Annotated in this window: 18 protein-coding genes; 7 read left to right on the forward strand and 11 right to left on the reverse strand. The window is 56.4% G+C overall.

Translation table 11 applies throughout. From position 1 onward, the window contains the following. Window positions 1–46: 46 nt before the first annotated feature. Both IPM21_04380 and nadA read right to left on the reverse strand, forming a co-directional pair. Window positions 47–277 (reverse strand): ferredoxin, encoded by a 231-nt coding sequence (locus tag IPM21_04380; protein ID MBK9163138.1) that lies wholly within the window; start codon window positions 275–277, stop codon window positions 47–49. A gap of 9 nt (window positions 278–286) precedes the next feature. After that, entirely contained in the window at window positions 287–1399 is a 1113-nt protein-coding gene (nadA, locus tag IPM21_04385) for a quinolinate synthase NadA (GenBank protein ID MBK9163139.1), read from the reverse strand. 486 nt (window positions 1400–1885) lie between these two features. Between nadA and IPM21_04390 the strand changes: the two genes are divergently transcribed. The 4 genes from IPM21_04390 to IPM21_04405 all read left to right on the forward strand — a co-directional run bounded on the left by IPM21_04390 (window position 1886) and on the right by IPM21_04405 (window position 10165). Next, a complete protein-coding gene (locus tag IPM21_04390; GenBank protein ID MBK9163140.1) occupies window positions 1886–2902 on the forward strand; it encodes a hypothetical protein in 1017 nt (338 codons plus the stop codon). Window positions 2903–3030: 128 nt separating this feature from the next. Then, window positions 3031–7161, forward strand: a complete 4131-nt coding sequence (locus IPM21_04395; protein MBK9163141.1) for a TonB-dependent receptor — start codon at window positions 3031–3033, stop codon at window positions 7159–7161. Window positions 7162–7184: 23 nt separating this feature from the next. Then, a complete protein-coding gene (locus IPM21_04400; GenBank protein MBK9163142.1) occupies window positions 7185–8417 on the forward strand; it encodes a peptidylprolyl isomerase in 1233 nt (410 codons plus the stop codon). Between the two features lie 95 nt (window positions 8418–8512). Beyond that, complete coding sequence (locus IPM21_04405) at window positions 8513–10165, forward strand: VCBS repeat-containing protein (protein ID MBK9163143.1); 1653 nt, start codon at window positions 8513–8515, stop codon at window positions 10163–10165. 279 nt (window positions 10166–10444) lie between these two features. Here IPM21_04405 and IPM21_04410 read toward each other — a convergent pair whose 3' ends face one another. From IPM21_04410 to pstS, 6 genes are all read right to left on the reverse strand, one after another. Next, window positions 10445–10597 (reverse strand): hypothetical protein, encoded by a 153-nt coding sequence (locus IPM21_04410; protein MBK9163144.1) that lies wholly within the window; start codon window positions 10595–10597, stop codon window positions 10445–10447. Between the two features lie 176 nt (window positions 10598–10773). Beyond that, entirely contained in the window at window positions 10774–11436 is a 663-nt protein-coding gene (gene phoU, locus IPM21_04415; GenBank protein ID MBK9163145.1) for a phosphate signaling complex protein PhoU, read from the reverse strand. A 54-nt stretch (window positions 11437–11490) separates the two neighbouring features. After that, complete coding sequence (locus tag IPM21_04420) at window positions 11491–12249, reverse strand: phosphate ABC transporter ATP-binding protein (GenBank protein MBK9163146.1); 759 nt, start codon at window positions 12247–12249, stop codon at window positions 11491–11493. Window positions 12250–12263: 14 nt separating this feature from the next. Next, window positions 12264–13106 (reverse strand): phosphate ABC transporter permease PstA, encoded by an 843-nt coding sequence (pstA, locus tag IPM21_04425; protein ID MBK9163147.1) that lies wholly within the window; start codon window positions 13104–13106, stop codon window positions 12264–12266. 15 nt (window positions 13107–13121) lie between these two features. Continuing rightward, window positions 13122–14051, reverse strand: coding sequence for a phosphate ABC transporter permease subunit PstC (pstC, locus tag IPM21_04430; protein MBK9163148.1), 930 nt, complete (start codon window positions 14049–14051; stop codon window positions 13122–13124). Between the two features lie 23 nt (window positions 14052–14074). After that, entirely contained in the window at window positions 14075–15181 is a 1107-nt protein-coding gene (gene pstS / locus IPM21_04435; GenBank protein ID MBK9163149.1) for a phosphate ABC transporter substrate-binding protein PstS, read from the reverse strand. Window positions 15182–15448: 267 nt separating this feature from the next. On the opposite strand from pstS, the gene IPM21_04440 reads away from it, so the two are divergent. Both IPM21_04440 and IPM21_04445 read left to right on the forward strand, forming a co-directional pair. Next, a complete protein-coding gene (locus tag IPM21_04440; GenBank protein ID MBK9163150.1) occupies window positions 15449–15646 on the forward strand; it encodes a hypothetical protein in 198 nt (65 codons plus the stop codon). Window positions 15647–15819: 173 nt separating this feature from the next. Then, on the forward strand, window positions 15820–17238 hold the full coding sequence (locus IPM21_04445; GenBank protein ID MBK9163151.1) for a M48 family metalloprotease: 1419 nt from the start codon (window positions 15820–15822) through the stop codon (window positions 17236–17238). Between the two features lie 73 nt (window positions 17239–17311). Here the strand turns inward: IPM21_04445 and IPM21_04450 are convergent, their stop codons facing one another. The 3 genes from IPM21_04450 to IPM21_04460 are packed head-to-tail and all read right to left on the reverse strand — an operon-like array spanning window position 17312 to window position 19022. After that, window positions 17312–18559 (reverse strand): MFS transporter, encoded by a 1248-nt coding sequence (locus IPM21_04450; GenBank protein MBK9163152.1) that lies wholly within the window; start codon window positions 18557–18559, stop codon window positions 17312–17314. Between the two features lie 21 nt (window positions 18560–18580). Then, entirely contained in the window at window positions 18581–18811 is a 231-nt protein-coding gene (locus tag IPM21_04455; GenBank protein ID MBK9163153.1) for a hypothetical protein, read from the reverse strand. Between the two features lie 4 nt (window positions 18812–18815). Further along, the gene (locus tag IPM21_04460; GenBank protein MBK9163154.1) at window positions 18816–19022 is read right to left on the reverse strand and encodes a DNA gyrase inhibitor YacG; all 207 of its coding nucleotides are present in this window, start codon (window positions 19020–19022) and stop codon (window positions 18816–18818) included. A 169-nt stretch (window positions 19023–19191) separates the two neighbouring features. On the opposite strand from IPM21_04460, the gene IPM21_04465 reads away from it, so the two are divergent. Beyond that, window positions 19192–20175: a hypothetical protein gene (locus tag IPM21_04465; GenBank protein ID MBK9163155.1), complete on the forward strand. Its 984-nt coding sequence runs from the start codon at window positions 19192–19194 to the stop codon at window positions 20173–20175. Window positions 20176–20209 lie beyond the last annotated feature (34 nt).

Below are 20209 nucleotides of genomic sequence, written 5' to 3' on the forward strand. Positions count from 1 at the left end.
GTGTTCCAAGATTTTATCACCCTCGTCAATTCCGGGTGAATAGGCCTCAGGCGTCGTCACCGATCGCCTCGACCGGGCACGCCATCAACGCTTCTTCACATAGGGCAAGTTCTTCGGGGGAAATGGGCTGTTTATAAACGTACGAATACCCGTTCTCGTCATTGCGGGTAAAGTTTGCCGGAGCCGTGTCGCGGCAAACGTCGCAGTCGATGCACATCCGGTCAACATAGAACCGGCCGCGGACGTTGTCCGGCAATTTGTCAGAGAGCTCTGCCATTTTTGCCTGCTACTTGCCCGTTTCGGTCATCCGGATCATCCTCTCAAGGGCGATATTGGCAAAGTGCTTCGTTTCGTCATCGACGACTATCTCGTTCACCACAACGCCCTCGGCAAGGTTCTCGAGCGCCCATGCCAGGTTCTGCGGGGCGATGCGGTACATCGTCGCACACATGCAGAGGTCCGGAGCGAGAAGGTGAATTTCCTTATCCGGAAACCGCTGAGCGAGCCGGTTGACAAGATTGACCTCGGTGCCGATCGCCCACTTTGAACCTGCCGGTGCGTTTTCGACCGTCTTGATGATAAAGCTTGTCGAGCCGTTCAGGTCGCTGCGCTCGACAACCTCGTACGTGCACTCCGGATGGACAAGCACCTGAACGCCCGGAACCTTCTCGCGGATCCGGTCGACGTGCCACTCCTTGAACCGCCCGTGGACCGAACAATGGCCTCGCCAAAGAATCAGCTTTGCCTCAAGCAAGGCTTCGGGCGTATTTCCGCCTAGTTCCTCATTCGGATTCCAGACGACCATCTTGTCGAGCGGGATGCCGAACTTCGCTCCCGTGTTCCGCCCAAGATGCTGGTCCGGGAAAAAGAACATCTTGTCGAATTCCTTCAGATATACATCGAAAAGCGGGACCGCGTTCGACGAGGTGCAGACGACGCCGTCGTTCCGCCCGCAAAAGGCCTTGATCGCCGCCGATGAGTTCATATAGGTGATCGGTGCGACCTTGCTCTTTAGGACACCGATATCGCGGAGCTGTTCCCAGGCGTCCTCGACCTGATCGATGGTCGCCATGTCCGCCATCGAACAGCCCGCACCGAGGTCCGGCAAGATGACCCGCTGCTGCGGCTTGCCGAGTATGTCGGCCGATTCGGCCATGAAGTGAACGCCGCAGAAAACGATGTGCTGAGCATTCGTCTCCGAAGCCATCACGGAAAGCTGATACGAATCGCCATTCAGGTCGGCGTGGCGAATAACGTCGTCACGCTGATAATGGTGCCCGAGAATGATCACATCGCCGCCCAAGGCCTCGCGAGCAGCCTCAATACTCGAGGCCAACTCCGCCTCCGGCATCACCAAAAAATCCTCGAGCGGGCGAACCTGCTCAACCACTGTACTCATCATCGCCTCCGGTCAAAAACGCCAACGAAATCCCCTTTCCCATCAAATTTGATGATGTCACTTGCCCCGCCTTTGCGCAAGCAAGTTGCACCTCAACTGATCATCGATCTGTTCCGGTGTGCTGCGTTTCGCCGGGATCTGATCGAAACGGGCGAGTTCACATCTTTTGTAACAATTTCTTAACAAAGTTTACCAATTTATTTAAGGCTGAATTCACATGCCGTTCAGGTCGCGCGGATAGAGTTGTTCCTTCGCAGCAATCGATCAGCTCACATTTGTCCCACCGGGCACCGGCGGACTTTTGCCGCGAAACGCTGTTGAAGGAGGCCATCGAGGCCGATCGTACTTCACAGCAGAGAACCGAACAACCGGAATCTTAATGATCTCTTTAATGCGATCAACAGTTTTGACTCGATGGAGACGGGACATTCATCGAACGAAAGACCAAGTAACCAAGCACAGAAGCCCAAAACATTTGGAGGAAAAATGAGAAATTTGTTCAAAGCAATATTTGCCGTGGCCATGATCGTTTCGATCAATGCAGCTGCTTTCGGCCAGATCGCGTATTCGATCACGGACAACAACCGCGACGTCACGAATCTTCAGCAACAGTATTACCAGTTTGACCTAGCCACGGGTCAAGGCACGCTGATCAGCAACCTTACGCTCAACGGCCAGACCATTCGCCGTGAGTATGAAGGCCTTGCCTCGATCGGTTCAGTCCTTTACGGTGTCGCTGAGTTTGACACAGAACTTTGCAATACGGGTTCGGATCCGGTCACTGGATTGGCATCAGACCTTCGCGTCTTCCGTACGCCGGGAACCTATCCGCAGCCCAACGGTGTCGCCGGCCCGATCGGCCCGCAAGTTGGCGAGACCTGCTTCCCGTCGGGCTTTACCGAGGCCGCCGCTGCATACAACGCGACCGACGGCTGGATCTATGCGATCGCCAGCGACGATAATCTTCCGGCATCGGCTCCGCGAAGCCGCCTTTTCCGCATTAGCCCGACCACCGGCTTTGCAACTCAGATCGGATCGGGTGCGACCGCTGCCGGTCTCATCAAGACCGCTGACAGCCAGGGCGGCGACGAGAATCCATACTTTGACGGCCTTGCCGTTACTGCTGATGGCCGCATCTTCGCATCGGAAAATCGGTTCAACAACAACGCCGGAGCAAATGGTTCGATCTATCAGCTTTTCGCGACCGGCCCGAATGCCGGACGTGCCCGCTTCATCACGAACACGCTCCCGACGGACGTTAACCGTGATACCGGCCTTGCCTCTTTTGGTAACACGCTCTATCTCCTTCTTGAGGATGCACGTGTTTATACCATTACCGACCTAACACCGGGACCGGCAGGAACGGCGAAGGCAACCGCACTTGTTTTCCCGCTCGGAAGTCCGGCCAATTCGAACACACTTTCGACCCCGGGCTGCCTCAGCACCGGAGCTTTCTGCGGCGATTTTGAAGGATTCGACATTCCGGTCCTTCCGATTCGCTAGGCGTCAGTTGGTTACGAACAAGGGGAACTATCGGCTTCGGGCGGCGGACTTTGATCGCCGCCGCCCGAAGCAAACTTAAAAGAACGAATATTTTTTTGGAGAGAACAAATAGCGAGGATTTTTGAGCCATGCGCACAAAACGATTCATACAATTTATTGCTCTGGTAGTTTTTGGCCTTGCCAGCCTTAACGGAGCTTTCGGACAGGCGACCGATAACGGCAGCATTAGCGGTACCGTTTCGGACCAAAATGGAGCGCTGATCCCCGGCGCGACCATCACTATCAAGAATTTGGCTACGGGGCTAACCCGCAGCACGACCGTCCGCGACAACGGAACATGGAACTTTGCCGTGCTTCCTCTCGGCGATTATGAAGTAAAGGCCGAGGCCGCCGGATTTGAGCCAAAGATCGAACAGGCAAATGTTGGATCAAGTGTCTCAACACAAGTATTCCTTATTCTCGGCGTCGCCGGAGTGGAAGGAAATGTCGTTGACGTTGTTGTTACCGACGATAGCGGTCCGCTTCCGGAAGGCACGAGTGTCACCGGATCTCAGCTCACGGGCAAAAAGCTCGAGTCGCTTCCCTCGATCCGCGGAGCGTTCACTTCGCTTACGACCGATGCTTCGGTTTCGGGCGATCTTAATGATCCGCTTGGAACCGGCAGCGGTAACCAGGAAGTCTCTGTCGCCGGCTCACGTACAACATCGCAGTCGGTGCTTTTTAATGGTATCGACGCCACCAACGCCACCGGCACCGGCTCGCTTACCGGCAACATCTCGCCCGCACCGGAAACGGTTCAGGAAGTAAAGATATTGACCTCGGGCTATGATGCCTCGCTCGGGCGCAGCGGCGGCGGCAATATCCAGCTCGTAACACGCGGCGGCGGAAATACCTTTAACGGCAACGCCTACGCCTATGTTCAGAATGAGCTTTTCAACGCAAACGATTTCTTTTTTAACCGAGATGGTATCGATCGCCAGAAGGCACGCAAGTTCGAAGGCGGTGCCACGCTCGGCGGACCAATTAAGAAGGACCGAGCGTTCTTCTTTGTAGGTTATCAGCGGACGGATTCGAAATCAGCCTACGTACCGACCGCACAAAGCTACACCGTGCTTCCCGAGGCACTCGCACTGATCACAGATCGGTCCGATCCCGAGAACATCCGGCTCGCATTCCTGAGAACAGCACAGAACGGCGGACAGGTCAGCACCTTCGGAAACGCATTCACGTTCCTTCCGGGGCCCGGTGCCCCCGGTTACTGCGTTCGGACCCTGACGCCGGGCACCTTTGCCGGAACGATCGCTTCGACCTGTATCGACCCGACCAGCCCGGGGTTTAGGCTCTTTGGCCTCCGCAATCCGGTGACAGGCGGGTTTATTATTCCGCAGCTGACGGCCGGACGCTACGAGCCGCTTTTTTATAACACCGCCAACGTCGAGGCCTTGCTCAACGGCACGACCCGAATCACCGACTTTACGCCATTCGGACTGCCGAACGGCCTGCCGATCCTCGACCGTGGCGTGCAGGGCCGAGTCCGCGGCGGGTTCCCGCTGGTTCGCGTTAGGAATGTTTTCCCTGCGGAGTATGAACAGGATCAGATCACAGCAAGGATCGATTACACCCTTTCACCGGGCAATAGCGAAGGCAAAGGCCTCAATACTCTCGCCGGAACGTTTTTCTGGGCAGATTTCCCGTCGCTCGATCCTTTCTCAGACGACACACTTGTTTCGGCAACACCGCTTATCAAGGCCGATAAGAACCGGACGCTGGCGATCACGAATACACACTTCTTTTCACCGACTCTGATCAACGAGGTCCGCTTCGGCTACTTCTTTCTGGATAACACCCGCGAGCTTGACGATCGGTTTCTATCTAACGAGCTGACAAACCCGGGCCTTGGGATCTTTAACCCGGCGACGGTCTTCGATTCGGGACCCGCGACCCTCCGCGGTGCTCGCTGGGCAGGCTTCGGCAATTTCCGCGATTTTTCGCTGATGGCCCCGAACGACGTTTACAACAAGCGAAATCAGACGACCCTGACCTTCGCTAACAACATGACCTGGATCAAGGGCCGCCACTCGCTTCGCTTCGGTGCCGAGCACAAGCGGAACTTTTATGACACGAATCTTCCCGAAGAGCAGGGCGTTGAGTTTGAGGGCCTGACGAATTTCACCGAGCTGCTGACAGGCTTTGTGCCTGAAGCGGACGTCGCTTTTGGCATCAGCGACAAGCAGTTCCGGTTCAACGACCTCAGCTTTTACATCTCGGACGAGTTCAAGCTCTCGCAGAAGCTTACGCTGACGATGGGCCTTCGCTGGGATTGGTTCGGTTGGCCGATCGAAAAGTTCGGACGTTTCTCGAACTTTGATTTCTCACGCGTGACCGATCCGAACAACATCGAGCCGGGCTTCATTCTTCCGACGAACATCGCCAACACGGGCGTTGCCGCGATCGACCAATCGCTCGGCGGGATAGCTTCGGCCGGCAACAAGCACACGCTCAACGGCCAGGACCTGAACAATTTCGCCCCGCGCGTCGGCTTTGCGTTCAAGCCGTTCACCAACGATTCGACCGTCATACGCGGCGGCTACGGCATCTTCTTTGATCGGCCGTCGGCGGCGTTCATCAACACGATCTACTCCAACTATCCCTTCTTTAAGGAGATAGAAGTGCAGACCGAGAGCTCGCCTTCGACCGTCCAGACGACGACGGCGTTCGGGCAGACAAACCCGATGTTCCCGTTCTCGAGCTACTTCCCTTACCGAGTGGCCTTCCGCGATGCAGACCGCTTTACGCCCTACGTATTGGTCGATCAGGGCCCTGGGGCTGACCCAATCGCAGGCGTTGAACCGCTCGAGTTTCGAGCGATCGACCGCGACCTGAAAACGCCAATGGTCCAGCAATGGAATATCGGTATCCAGCGGGAATTTGCATTCGGCAGCAGCGAGAATTGGACCGTCGAGGCTCGTTACGTCGGATCGAAGGGGCAGAACCTGCTTCTGGCGGTCGGCTTTAACCAGCCGTATGACCTTAATGACCCGAACACGCCGGACTACATTTACGGACGTTTGAACGATGCGTTCGACCTCGCACGCCCGGGCATTCTCCCGGCTCGTGCTCCGGGCCTGAGCGAGCGTGATCGCGGTACACGGCCGAACAATGATGTTGACGGAGCATTTGGGGCCTGCAGCACCATTTGGCGTGCGATCCTCGGCTACAACCCGTGCAACAACGGAAACGGCGGCATCGACCTCAACGCATCTGCGGCAAACTTCCAGTTTGTAAATGCCCTGATCGCGGCTGAGGTCCGAGTCCCGTACCTCGGTTTTGACCCGACGGACGCGATCATTCTGCAGTCGCGCGGCTACTCGTCGTACCATTCGGGATTGCTGAACGTTTCGCGTCGCCTCTCGAAGGGCTTTGCCTTGAATCTCTCTTACACCTGGTCGAAATCGATCGACATCGGCTCGACCGACCCGGGCAGCACGACCGCCTCGGGCCGGCCGGACACGCCGAACCTCGGCCTTGTTGTGCAGGGCGACCAGCGGAACCTGAACGCCAATAAGGCGGTTTCGGACTACGACCGGCCGCACAAGTTCGCAGGTACATTCACCTGGGAACTTCCCTTTAACAAGTCAAAGAACAAGTGGATCAACGGCTTCCAGCTCGTCGGCTCGGGACAGTGGCAGTCAGGCGCACCGTTCAGCATCATCGCCTCTGATGCGGGATTTGAGGTTCTCCGGACCAGCGGCGATATCGAGTCACAATTCCTGGGCATATTCCTTGAAGCCACGGAACGCAACGCTCCGCTTCTTCCGCTCAACACTCTTGTCCGCATCTTTAATGTCGGCGGGGCAAGCGGAACGATCTTCAATGCGGCTTTCGGACGCCCGAGTGTTCGAAGCCTCGAGCTGCTACGTCGCGGCGGTGCAGATCGACTCCGTGAATACTTCAACATATGCCAGGACCCGAACAACACCGAATGTGCCCTTGTCGCACCGCTCGGCGGCTTTGGAAATCTCGGCAGGAACACGCTCCGCGGCCCCTCGCAAAAGCGTATCGACTTCAGCTTGCAGAAAACGACACGGCTTTCCGAGCGGCTTTCACTCGAGCTGAAGTGGGACGTTTTCAACATCTTCAACTGGGCAAACTTCGCAAACCCGAACTCCGACCTCAGCGATGAAACGGACTTCGGCCAGATAACGAGGACAGTTGGTGCGCCGCGTGTAATGCAGTTCGGAGCAAAGTTGAGGTTCTAGGGAACAAGAACGGAGAAGTAAACATGGATAGGAAGTACATTTTTGCATCAATAGCTATCGTAGCCGTGATCATCGGCGGGCTCGCTTTTGTTTTCTCAGGCCCGTCGGCTGATGCCGAACCGCTGACCACGCTGACCGATGCAGACGTCGAAGCCATTGCCCGCTCGCAGGAGCAGCTTGGCGATAAGTCGCTTGTCGAATCGCTCGAGGTTCCTGAGGCGAAGCAAGCATTTCTACAGGGAATGAAGGAACACTTAGCTCTTGCGGCCGCCGCAAAGCAAGAGGGTCTCGATGGAGACCCTCTCTTCAAGATCAATCGGGACTACAAGGTAGACCGGCTTTTGGCTGATATGTACGAAGCCAAACTCGGCCACAGCCCCAATAATCCGTATCCGGTCGCAAAGGAAGACATCGACCGCATCTTCGCAGACGCGAACAATGCTAGTGCCTTCAAGCGGGATATGGATGCGCTCCAGAAGATACAGAACGACGCTAATCATAAGATGGGAACCGGGATAATGCCCGGCGTTCTTTTCGGCGAAAGTCTCGAGCGGGCAAAGAAGAGTTGGGCACGTGCAAAGATCCTCTCGGACCAAGCCAAAGCCGATGCGGAGTTCATGGCGAGCAATGAAGTAAAGCTCCGCGTCAGCGTTCTCGAAGCGGGACTGCTCTCGACTGACTTGCTTCGCAAGCACTGGACCGAACGCATCCGGGCGACCGATAGCGAGATCGCCAAATTCATCGCCACCCGGCCCGAGTATGACCTCAAACGGAAATGGCAGAAGGCCGACGAGGTCCTCAAGCGTGCATTGGCGGGAGAGAGCTTTGCAAAGCTCGTTGCGGAGTTCACCGAACACCGGCCCACAAAAGCAACCGGCGGACTCATAGATAACATCGTCGCCGGCGATGATCCCGGCCCGGTCGAGAACGCTCTTCTCGCTGCAACTCCCGGCAAGGTTCTTCCGCAGGTTGTCGAAAGCGAACTCGGGCGTCACATTTTGATGCTCGTTAAGCGGACGCCGAAAAAGCTGGCCGATGGCCGCGAAAAGATCGAATACAGCTATCGGCAGATTCTTTTTCAGAACAAGTTTGAACAACCTGGGGTCAATGACCCGGAAATTCCTCCGCCGTTCATGACGGCAGAAGAGATCGCTCGGATGATCATCGAGCGTGAAAAACGTGACCGTTTGGTCGCCGAATACATGGCGAAAACCAAGATCGAAGTCCCGGGTGCGAGCCCGGCGGCTTCTGAATAGCAGGGGCCACCGTGCCCGATTTTCCGTAATCGTCCGAATCACTATTTTGTCCTGAGCCCGAAAAGGTGATGAAAGTCACAAACAAGGAGATGAGAATGAAGAGAAAAGATTATCGTTTTACGCTAGGCGCGTTTCTTGCCGCCTGTGCGATCTTATTCAGCTCGGCGTCCGTCGCCGACGCGCAAGCAATTTCTAAAGGCGGAGATCTGACAGGCACATTCACTCTGTTGATCAACGAGGTCGAGGCCGACCCCGGCAATCAACAGAATGACTCGTGTCAGTACATCGAGCTTCGTGGTGTTCCAAACTCGACCGTACCGGCGAACGTTTATTTTGTCGCCATCGACAGCGATGCGGCATTTCCGGGACGCCTTCACCATGTCGTCCCGGTCGGCGGGGTGACGGTTGGCTCGAACGGCCTTATTTATCTCCGCAACACGGTTGCCCCCGTCTGCCAGAATCGCACGGCAGCGGCCGGCACGACCGTTGTTGATTATAGTTCGGTCATTCGCATCGGCGGCGGAAACCTCGAGGTCGGTTCGGAAAGCTTCGCTATCATCACAACCGCCGCGAATATCTTCGCCGGTCTTGATATCGATGCAGACGACGATGGCACTCTCGACATCGCCGTGACCACGGTTTACGATGCAGCCGCGTTCCTCATCAACCCGGATGAGCACTTCGTTTATCCGAACGGTGCCGGTTCGAGCGCGATCCTCGGAACCGCTTTCCAGGACGTGCCCGATGCCTTCGTCCGCTTCCCGAGCAACGACACTGCGTTCAGCACGGCCGCCTACTATTACGGCGAGATCGCTGCATCACCCGATGAGGCAGTCGCCTTCGTCGATCCGCGAAGTGCAAACTTCCCCACCGGCGGCGTTCTTACGCCCGGTGCACCGAACGTTCCGGCAGCGGCCCCGACAACTCCGGCCCGTGCCGACTACGATGGCGATGGCCGCACCGATCTTTCGGTCTTCCGGCCTTCAGAAGGCAACTGGTATCTCTTCGGTTCAACTGCCGGCTTCAGCGTTCTTAACTGGGGCATCAGCACCGACGTGATCGTTCCGGCCGATTTCGACGGCGATGGCAAGACGGACACTGCGGTCTTCCGTGCAGCGGCCGATGCGGCCCAGCCGGACTTCTGGATCCTCAACAGCAATGGCTTCACCTTCTCCGGCTCCTCATGGGGCATTGATGGTGACCTTCCGGCGGTTGCGGATTACGACGGCGACGGCAAGGCCGATGTTGCGGTCTATCGACCCTCGAACGGCACCTGGTACATTGTTCTCAGCTCGAACAGTTCTGCGGTGATCGTCAACAATCCGGGCACGACGCCAGTTCCCGGTGACTACGACGGCGACGGCCAGGCTGACGGCATCATCTACACCAACGGAAGCTGGGTCGGAACGCTTTCGAGCGGCCCGCAGGTTAACATCGCTCTCGGACAGGCCGGCGACATCCCTGTTCCCGGAGACTATGACGGCGACGGCCGTGACGACCAGGCGGTCTTCCGTCCTTCGGATGGCACCTGGCGGCCGATCCTTAGCAGCAACGGCTCGCAGCCGGTGATTCAGTTCGGTGCTGCCGGAGACATTCCGATCGTCGGAGATTACGACGGCGACGGCACCGAGGACCAGGCGATCTATCGCAACGGACAGTGGTGGGTCAATGCTTCGACCGCCGGCGTCTCGGTACAGCAATTCGGTATCAGCACCGACCGCCCGACACCGGCGTTCGCCCGTCCGTAACCATTGTGTCAATACCGGAGGCCGGTTCGACCGGCCTTCGGAATTCGATCAAGCGATCATCCCGGCCCTCGATTCGAGGGCCGGTTTTTTGCGCCCGGCTGACCGCATTTTAAAAATGAGGGGGGCGAGGTCTTGCCAAACCTCGCCCCGTTTTGGAGAGAACTGTGAACAGTTCCGACATCTCCGACCAGAAGATCGTTTCAGTCTTGTTACAGTTCGATTTAAAGTTTATCTAAGCACCGTAAAATGGGTGTTACGCTTAGGAAAACTTGAAGTTAACTAATAGTTATCCTCGACCGGGCAGCTCAGGTCCTCATTCTCGCTCAGCACTCGCCGGATCGCCGACCGCCACCCGAAAAGGAAGCCCGCAGAGAAGGCAAACACCAGCCCAAGCACAACTGCAACAAGGGTAATCGTTTCGGTAATTGACATCGGCTTAAACTTTTTGCGTTTGCGGTCCGAGAGATCGAATCGCCCTTGCCTTTCTCAACAGAAAGAGACCAGACCTCAACCCGCTAAACGCATAAAGGTATGATAAATGTGCGATGTGAACTTACTGTTTCGGGAAAGAAAAAGAATTGGGCCGACATCTGCCGGCCCGCTTCGTACTAAGAATGTTTGCTGTGTTTTATGAAGGCGGCTTCGGTCAGATAGACGTTCAGTTCGCATATATCTTTAACGTAGTCACCGATGCGTTCGAGGTGCTTTGCGACGAAGAGCAGGTGGGCGGCACCGGTCGTTGACGAAGGATTGTCGATCATCATCTCCAGCAATTCGTTAAAGACCCGCTTGTAGCTTGAGTCGATCTCCTTATCTCTCTTGATGACCTCACGCGAGAGCTGCGAATCCTCTGACGTAAATGCATCGAGTGCCGAGCGGAGCATCTCGGCCGCGGTCTTTGCCATGATCGGAAAATCGACGTAGTTCTTGATCTGCGGTTCGTTGTTGAGCACGATCGCCGCCTCGGCAATGCTGCTTGCGTGGTCCGCTATTCGCTCAAGTATCGGCGTGATCTTCGCGACTGATATCACGAACCTAAGGTCATGCGCCGCCGGTTGCTGGAGGGCAAGTATTTCGATGCTCATCTGGTCGATCTCAAGCTCCATCTGGTCGATGATCTTATCTTCGTCGAGCACCTTCTTCGCCAGTTCGCTGTCCCGCTCTACCAACGCCTGCATCGCCCGGTTAACGGCCGCTTCGGTCGCACCGCCAAGCAGAAGGATCTTATCCCTCAGCAGGTCCAGTTGTTGGTCAATAATTCTATGTTCCATCGCTACAAAGTTACCAAAAGGGTAAAACCCCTTATTATAAACCTATTTACGGGTTTACCCAAACCGCCCGGTGATGTAGTCCTCGGTCAATTTCTCGTCCGGGTTGGTAAACATCTTCTGCGTCGGGTTGTACTCGATCAGCTTGCCGAGCATAAAGAACGCCGTCCGGTCCGAGACACGTGCCGCCTGCTGCATATTATGTGTCACGATAACGATGGTGTAGTCCTTCTTCAGCTCAACGACGAGTTCCTCGATCTTCTGAGTCGCGATCGGGTCGAGCGCCGAGGCCGGCTCGTCCATCAGGATCACGTCCGGCTGGACGGCAAGTGCCCGGGCGATACAAAGCCGCTGCTGCTGCCCGCCGGAGAGCCCGAATGCCGATGTGGTCAACCGGTCCTTTACTTCGTCCCAAAGTGCCGCATCGCGGAGAGCCTTCTCGACCCGACGATTCATATCCTCGCGGTCAGAGTGGATGCCGTTGATCCGGATGCCGTAAGCTACGTTTTCAAAGATCGACTTCGGGAACGGGTTCGACTTCTGGAAGACCATTCCGACCTTTCGCCGGAGCGCAACGACGTCGGTTCCCGGAGCATAGATATCTTTTCCGTCAATGATCACCTGGCCCGATACAGAGGCGATCGGGATCGTGTCGTTCATTCTGTTAAGCGTCCGCAGGAACGTCGATTTTCCGCAGCCCGAAGGCCCGATAAAAGCGATGACCTCGTGCTCGGGCAGCTCAAGCGAGATGTCGAAGAGCGCTTGCTCCTTCCCGTAATAAAAATCCAGATCCTTTATGCTTATTTTGCTCTGCATCCTGTTCCAGCCTGCTAATACTTCTTCCGCGTCAGATATCTCACAATGATATTTATAAAGAGAATAAATCCGACCAGAAGAAGCGTCGCCGCCCATGCCATCGCGTGCTCGACCTCGAACGGGCCGGTTGCAAAGTTATATATCTGCACCGTCAGCGAGGACATCGGCTGGTCGTAATAAAAGTTGTAAAAACGGCTGTTGAGTGCCGTAAAAAGCAACGGAGCCGTCTCGCCGGTGATGCGGGCGATGGCAAGCATTGCGCCTGTCGCAATGCCCGACATTGCCGCCGGCAGGACGATGTTCCACGAGACCCGCCACTGCGGTGCGCCGAGAGCAAGAGCTCCCTCACGCATCGAGTTTGGCACGAGGTTTATCATCTCCTCGGTCGTCCGGGCAACTATCGGAATCATAATGATCGCCAGTGCAAGCCCGCCGGCGAGTCCCGACTGCCGGCCCATCGGCATCACGACGACCGTGTAGATAAAAATGCCGATGATGATCGAGGGCACGCCGATCAACGTATCGGCGATGAACCGGATCGTGTTGCCATACCAGTTCTTGCCGAATTCTGCCAAATAAACACCCGCCGCGATCCCGACCGGAAGCCCGATCGCCGCAGCGAGCAGCGTCATCATCGCCGAGCCAACGATCGCATTGCCGATCCCGCCGCCTTCGCCGACCGGCTTTGGCGTATCCGTCAAAAATTCCCAACTTATCGACGAAATGCCCTGATAGGCAATAAAGCCGATGATTATCAGCAGCACGGACGTAGCGAAAACCGCGCAGATGGCAGTAAGCGAGGTCATCACCAGATTGATGATCCGCCTTTTGTTATGTCCGGTTGCTGCCTCAGTCATCAGAGTTCCAAGGTCCTAAGTATGCTTCGAAGCGTTCGCCCGTCCGGCCACGCTCATAATCAAGAGCTTTGCCAAGCCGTTGATCACGACCGTTACAAGAAAGAGCACGAGTGCCATCTCGATCAACGCGCTCAGGTAGATCTCATCCGTCGCATCGGCAAAGTTGGCCGCCAGTACCGAGGCGATGGTATAAGCCGGCTCAAAGAGCGAGGCCGAGATCTGCGGCGAATTGCCGATCACCATCGTTACCGCCATCGTCTCGCCGACCGCCCGCCCGAGCCCGAGCACGACCGCTCCGGCGATGCCGGACGCCGCATTCCCGAGCACGATCATCGTCGTTTCCCACTTGGTCGCTCCGAGAGCGAGGGCCGCTTCCCGCTGTGTGTTCGGTACGGCCTCAAGTACATCGCGGACGACCGCGGTCACGATCGGCGTGATCATTATCGCCAAGATGATGCCGCCCGTCAGCATCCCGATTCCGGTCAGCCTTCCTTGGAAGATCGGCAGAAAGCCGAGATTGTCCTGCAGGACCGGCCCGAGATATTCGCGTATAAAAGGAGCAAGTACAAAGATACCCCAAAGCCCGTAAACGACCGACGGGATCGCCGCCAGGAGTTCGATCATGAAAGCGATCGGCTTTGCGATCTTCTTCGGCGCCTGCTCAACCAGAAACACTGCGATGCCGAGCGAGATCGGCACCGCTATAAGAAGAGCAAGAAGCGAGGAGATCACCGTGCCGTAAATGAACGGCAAAGCGCCGAAAAGTTCCTGCGAGGGGTTCCATTCGCGCGCCCACAGAAAGCCGATGCCGAAACGCTGAAGCGTCGGCATCGAGCTCTGCACCATCATGTAAAATATCGCCGCGACGATGAGCAAGATGCTCGATGCCGCAACAAACAGAATGGTGCGATAGACCTTGTCTCCGAGGGTGCTGGACTGTGCCACGTTCGGTTAAAAGTAAATGTGAACTATTGTCGGAGTGGTTTGCCCCCGCTGGTGATCGACATCAGCTTTGCATCGACCTTCGTGACCAGCGACTCCGGCAGCGGAGCATAATGCAGGTCAACGACGTATTGCTCGCCATCGTTTATCGCCCACCAGAGAAAATCGACGAGGGCCTTACCTTTTACCGCATCCGGCTGATCCTTGTAAACGAGCATAAAGACCGTGCCCGAGATCGGGTAGGCATCGGCACCGTCAGCATTTGTTATCTCAAAGCGAAGGTCGTCCGCCATCTTGTCGGTAAATGCCGCAGCGGCCTTTGAAACGGTCGAGCTGTCTGCCGTAACAAAATTGCCGGCCTTATTTTTGATCTGCGCCGCAGGCAGGTTGTTTGCTTTCGCAAATGTCAGCTCTACATAGCCGATCGTATTCGGCGTGTTCTTGACCTGGCCCATCACGCCTTCATTGCCTTTGCCGCCGATCCCGACACCCTGCGGAAGTTGCGGGTTCTTCGTCCGGCCGACCTTCTCTTTCCACTCGGGAACCGTCTTTGAGAGATAGTCTGTAAAGATATCCGAAGTGCCGCTGCCGTCGGCCCGGAAGACCGGTGTGATGTCAGTATCAGGCAGGTTGAGGCCTGCGTTCTCGGCCTTGAGCTTTGGGTCGTTCCACTTGCGGATCTTGCCAAGAAAGATGTCTGAGATAAGCTCGGGAGTAAGCTTGAGCGGCTCCTTCACATCCGGAAGGTTATAGGTCAGCACAACTGCGCCGAGCACGACCGGGATGTGAACGATCTCGCCGCCGGTCGTTTGCTTCATCTCGTCGTCGGTCATCGCCGCGTCGCTGCCGCCGAAATCTACTGTTCGGTTTTGAATGCCTTTGATTCCCGCTCCCGAACCGGTCCCGCTATAGTCGATCTGGATGTTCGGGTTGAGCTTTCCAAATTCGCTGCCCCATTTATCCATCATCGGCTTAACGAAGGTCGAGCCCGTTCCCGAGATCTTCATCGTACCTGAGGAACTTGTATTGCCGCCGCCGCCCATCTGTTGGCCGCTGCAGGCAAGCGAAACTGCTGCAAAAAGAGCGATTGCAATGCATCCTAGCTGATTGAAATGTTTGCGTTTGTTAGTCATCTTCTCTGTCTCCGGGCCGAAGCCTCTTTCCGTTACTTCTTGGTTGAGCGCTCTGGCTGGTTAATCTTAAAATTATAGTCGAACGAGCATTTTATACAGGTTACATTACACTTAACTTGTGCGATAATCTTGTCGAACGGCAAAAAACTTAACATTGCGTTAACACCGAAGTAACATGTGTGCAATATCCTGAGGTCTTATCCTAAAACGCAGTCTCTCCTGAATCGTACGCCTTGCGGCGTAACCGAGTGCGGAAGGTAAATGATCATGGACCTAATAGATGAACTAGGGAGCGACCTCGCGGTTGCGATTCTGATCGAGAAACGGCACTCACAGAAGATCGAAAGCCGTCAGGCGATCGACCTCATAATGCGAATTCAGGGCCTTCTTGCCGAAACCGACTCAAATCGAATGGCGAGCGGACATCAACGTTCGGATTCTGCCGCTTCGCAACGCTCACACTAACTCCGCCTTTAGGCCTTTGTTTACTTGCACTTTACTGTGCCGTCTTTCTTTCTAAAACTCCGCAACCACCGATTGCGGCGAACTTCGCCTCTCGCGTCTTCATCGTAGTGCCTGCATTGCCAGCCCCCGGCAAATGGCATATTATCCTCACTACATTTCGAGGAGGGAGAATCATGAAAAGAGGTCATTTTGCGAAAACTTTTGCGGTATTTGTTCTGATGTGGTCGCTGGTCGTATTGCCGCCGGCAATGATCGCGCAGACCGCGGTGAAAATGCCGAAGAATAAATACAAGGTCCAGGACGACGTTCAGCTTGGTGAAAAGGCTTCGACCCAGGTAGAACAGCAGTTTCCTATATTGAACGATACCCAGGCAACGCAGTACGTAAAGAGGGTGGGTGCACGGCTTGTTGCAGCGATCCCGCCGCAGTTTCGCGAGCCGGCGTTCGACTATGATTTTCAGGTCGTCAACGCCAGCGACATCAATGCATTTGCCCTGCCGGGCGGTCCGATGTACGTAAATCGCGGAATGATTGAAGCTGCTCGAAACGAGGGCGAAATGGCCGGGGTTATGGCTCACGAGATAAGCCACGTCGCACTTCGCCACGCAACGGCTCAGCAGACAAAGTTGAACAACCCTTGGAACCAGATCCTCGGCATCGGTGCCATCCTCGGCGGTGCGATCCTCGCCGGCGAGGCCGGGGCACAGGCCGGGCAGATCTTTGCCGCGGGCTACTTTCTCCGCTACAGCCGTGAATACGAGACGCAGGCAGATATCCTCGGCTCGCAGATAATGGCCAATGCCGGCTACGATCCGCGCGACCTTGCGGGCATGTTTCAAACCATTGCCGGTGAGGGTGGAAACCGAGCTCCGGAATGGCTCAGCAGTCACCCCGACCCGGGCAATCGCCAGCAAAAGATACTTGCAGAGGCACAGCGGCTTGATGTCTCGCCCAACCCAATAAAGGAAACGCCCGAGTTTCGGCGCGTCCAGAGCCGGCTGCGGTCAATGCCGCCGGCAAAGTCGCTCGCAGAGCTTCAGCAGGAAGCCGAGCGTGGCCAGAATACGGGCTCAGGCGGAGCGATGTCCGGCGGACGATATTCGCAGAACGTCCCGCTGCCTTCGACCCGCTATCGCGCTTATGCGGTGGGAAACTGGCTGCGGATGAACGTTCCGCAGAACTGGCGTGAATTCAGCGGCCAACGCGACGCGACGTTCGCCCCTGAAGGTGCATACGGCGACAACGGCTTTACGCACGGGATGATGATCGGTGTTCACCGCGGGCAGAGCGGGCAGTTTAACCGCGATATAGATGAATTTGTGAGAGGCCTTATGCAGGCGAACGGGTATCTGCGACAGCAGTCGGGTTATCAGCAGGTTCGCTTTGCCGGCCGTCAGGGCCTAGCTATTCAGCTTGCGGGCCGTTCGCCGATCTACGGCGGGACCGAACTCGTTACGATCTATTCGGCCCCGCTTCGCAATGGTGAGACGTTTTACGTCATCGCCGTCTCGCCGCAACAGCAGGCTGCGAACTACGATCGGACCTTCCGGACAATACTAAACTCCGTAAGGCTCAACGACGCCTCGCTTTAACAAGCGTCAAGAAAAAGAAGATCCCGGATTCGCAACCAGCGCATCCGGGATTTTCATTTTCACATCTACCCGCTCACTGCTCACTGCTCACCGCTCGCTGCTCACCACCCCTCGTTCCCATCAACAGCACCACCGCAACCAGCGAGATCACCGCACTCGTGATGAACGCGGTTTCCGCATTGAACTGGTACCAGAGAAATCCGAACAGCACTGATGCGGGCAGGACCGCAATGCCGAAGGCGAGGTTGAAAAGCCCGTAAGCCGTTCCACGCTTTTCGGGTTCGACCATATCAGCGACAAGCGCCTTCTCGGCTCCTTCCGTAAGGCCGAAATAGGAACCGTAGATGATGAACAAGACCCACGTCTGCCATGGCGAATCGATGAATGCAAACCCGATATAGACGAGCGCATAGATAACCCAGCCGGCGGCGATCAGCGTCCGCCGCCCAAAGCGGTCCGAGAGATCGCCGCCGAGGAGCGAAAATACGACCTTGCTAAAGTGAAGCGCCATCCACAGAACCGGCAACATTACCGGCGAGATGCCGGCCTGCTCCGCTCGCAGCAGCAGGAATGCATCGGTCGAATTTGAGAGCGTGAAGAGTGCGACGATCAGGAGATAGCGCTTGAAGCGCCCGTCAAAACCGGCAAGCGAAACGGTGAACTTGATCGGCTCGGCGGGCTCCGCTCGGGCTTTATCCTCGCGGACGAAAAATACGATGACGAAAAGTCCGAGAACGACCGGGATAGAGGCGAAGAGGAATACTTGCTGATATTCGCGGATGGAAGGCTCGGCCGAATCGAGTGCGATATAGCTCAAAAGCAGAACCGCAATGACCGGGCCGATCACGGCGCCCAAATGATCTGCCGCACGGTTAAAGCCAAAAGCAAGCCCGCGCCGCTCGGGTTCGACGTCCGCTGCGAGCAGTGCATCGCGAGGAGCACCGCGGATGCCCTTCCCAACACGGTCCGCTGCCCGGACAACCAGCACTTGCGGCCAAACGGTCACGAAAGCAAGCAGCGGCCGAGTCACCGCCGCAAGCGAATAGCCGAGAAAGACCGGTAGCTTCCGCTTATTGAATTTGTCGCTGAGATAGCCGGAGAAAAGCTTGAGAATACTTGCAGCCGATTCCGCCACGCCTTCGATCAACCCTATCGCAAATGGCGAAGCTCCCAGTGCAAGAAAAAGAAAAGCGGGCAGGAGCGGATAGATTATTTCGCTCGAGGTGTCGTTGAGCAGGCTGACGAGGCTGAGGGCAAAAACATTCTGCGGAAGCCCGCGATAACGGGCCATCCAATCGCGGATCTTTGAAAGCAGTGACACTAAAGGCCTCGGGAGTTGGGTTTATCGGCGGCGCGTCGGCGGAGCTTTTTCGGCTGCATCGCTGCCGAGGGCGAAATACCAAAGCGTTCCGCCGCCGACCAGCGTCGCGATCAGCATTGCGCCAAGAAGGACGAGCCGGAGAGCGAGCCGGACGCTCTTTCTCAACACTCGAAAAACAATGTAAGCTACCGCCGCACCGACAAGCAGGACAACGATCGCCAAAACGGCAAGAATGATCCCGGAAGTTTCCATTACTTCATCGCTCCTTTTCGGCCATCGTCCGCTCGATGTGCTGCAGGTCTTCCTCGGTCAGCGACGAACTCTCGGCCGGTAGTGCAAATTCTTCATCGATCCACGCGCCAAAGTCCAAAAGGCGGCATCGCTCCGAACAGAATGGCCGAAACTCATTGCCCTCGTAGGCCGTCATTCGCCCGCAGGTTGGGCATTTGATTTCCTTTAACATCACTCAATAAAAGCCAAGATTAACACATCGGAGCGGCCGCGGTCAGCTTTTCCGGGCCGTAGATTTTTGTTGAACCGAACGGGAATTGATGCAATCATTAGGGTGTTGACAGAACATCCGGAGCATCAGTTTCGTTAATATCTTCATCACACAAGCTCGCGGAGGAATTATGAGCGATATAAAGGACCGGTTCGAATCGTGGCAGAAAGAGGCCAAGGAAAAGTTTGGCGAGATCGATAAGCAGCTCGGCATCTCAGAGAACGTCGTCGAGGGCGTCAAGACCGTCGCCGACACCGCCCAGAAAGGCGCCGAGCGGATCCGGGCTGAGGCCGAAAAGAGCGGCGTCGGCAAACAAGCCGTAAAGGTCGCCGGCGAAACGGTCAAGGTTGCACAGGAGACTGCAAAACAGGCATGGACCGCCAGCGAGCCGCTCCGCGAGGCCGCAGGCGACGCCGCCGGAAAGGCCGGAAAGTCCGCCGGAGACGTCATCGGTTCGGCAGGCGAAAGGGCCGGCGAGATGTTTGAAGATGCCCGCGAGACCGTATCAAAAACGGCCGAGGGCGCGACCAAGGCATTCAACCTCGGTGCGGGCTGGGCTCGGACGGTCGATTCGGCTATGACCTCGCTGACCAAGGCGTCGTCATGGGTCGCCGAAAATCCGCTTCAGGCCGCAGCTACTGGTTTTTCGATGGCTGTCGGTGCCGGGCTCGGCGCCGTATTTACGGGCTTTAGCTCGCACTGGCTTTTCAATTCCGCCCTTCCCGCTTGGTCTGTGCAGAAAGCTGCGGAGCAGTTCAACGAATATCTCCGTTCGCGTGAAAAGATGATCGCCGAAGGCAAGCTCGACGAGGCCCGAACCGCGCAGATCCGCTTCGAACGCGACATCGCCCGCTACTTTGGCGCACCGATGCTCGGCGCGTTTTCGTTCGCTTCGGGTGCGGTGATGATGACGAACGTCGTCAACCCCAAGACCATTACCGGCGCACCGATCGATTGGCTCATCGGCGGCAATCCGCTCCTCGAGGGCGTCTGGTTCTTTGGCAACGGCGTCGTCTGCTTTAAGACCAGCTACGATTTCTTCATGATCGCGCTCGAAGGCCAGGAAGATGTAGAGAAGATGGTCCGCGAGATCAAAGGACTGCTGCCGGCTTGAGCAGTGGTCAGTGGTCAGTGGTCAGTGGTCAGTG

It is taken from the genome of Acidobacteriota bacterium (assembly GCA_016716435.1).
GTDB lineage: Bacteria > Acidobacteriota > Blastocatellia > Pyrinomonadales > Pyrinomonadaceae > OLB17.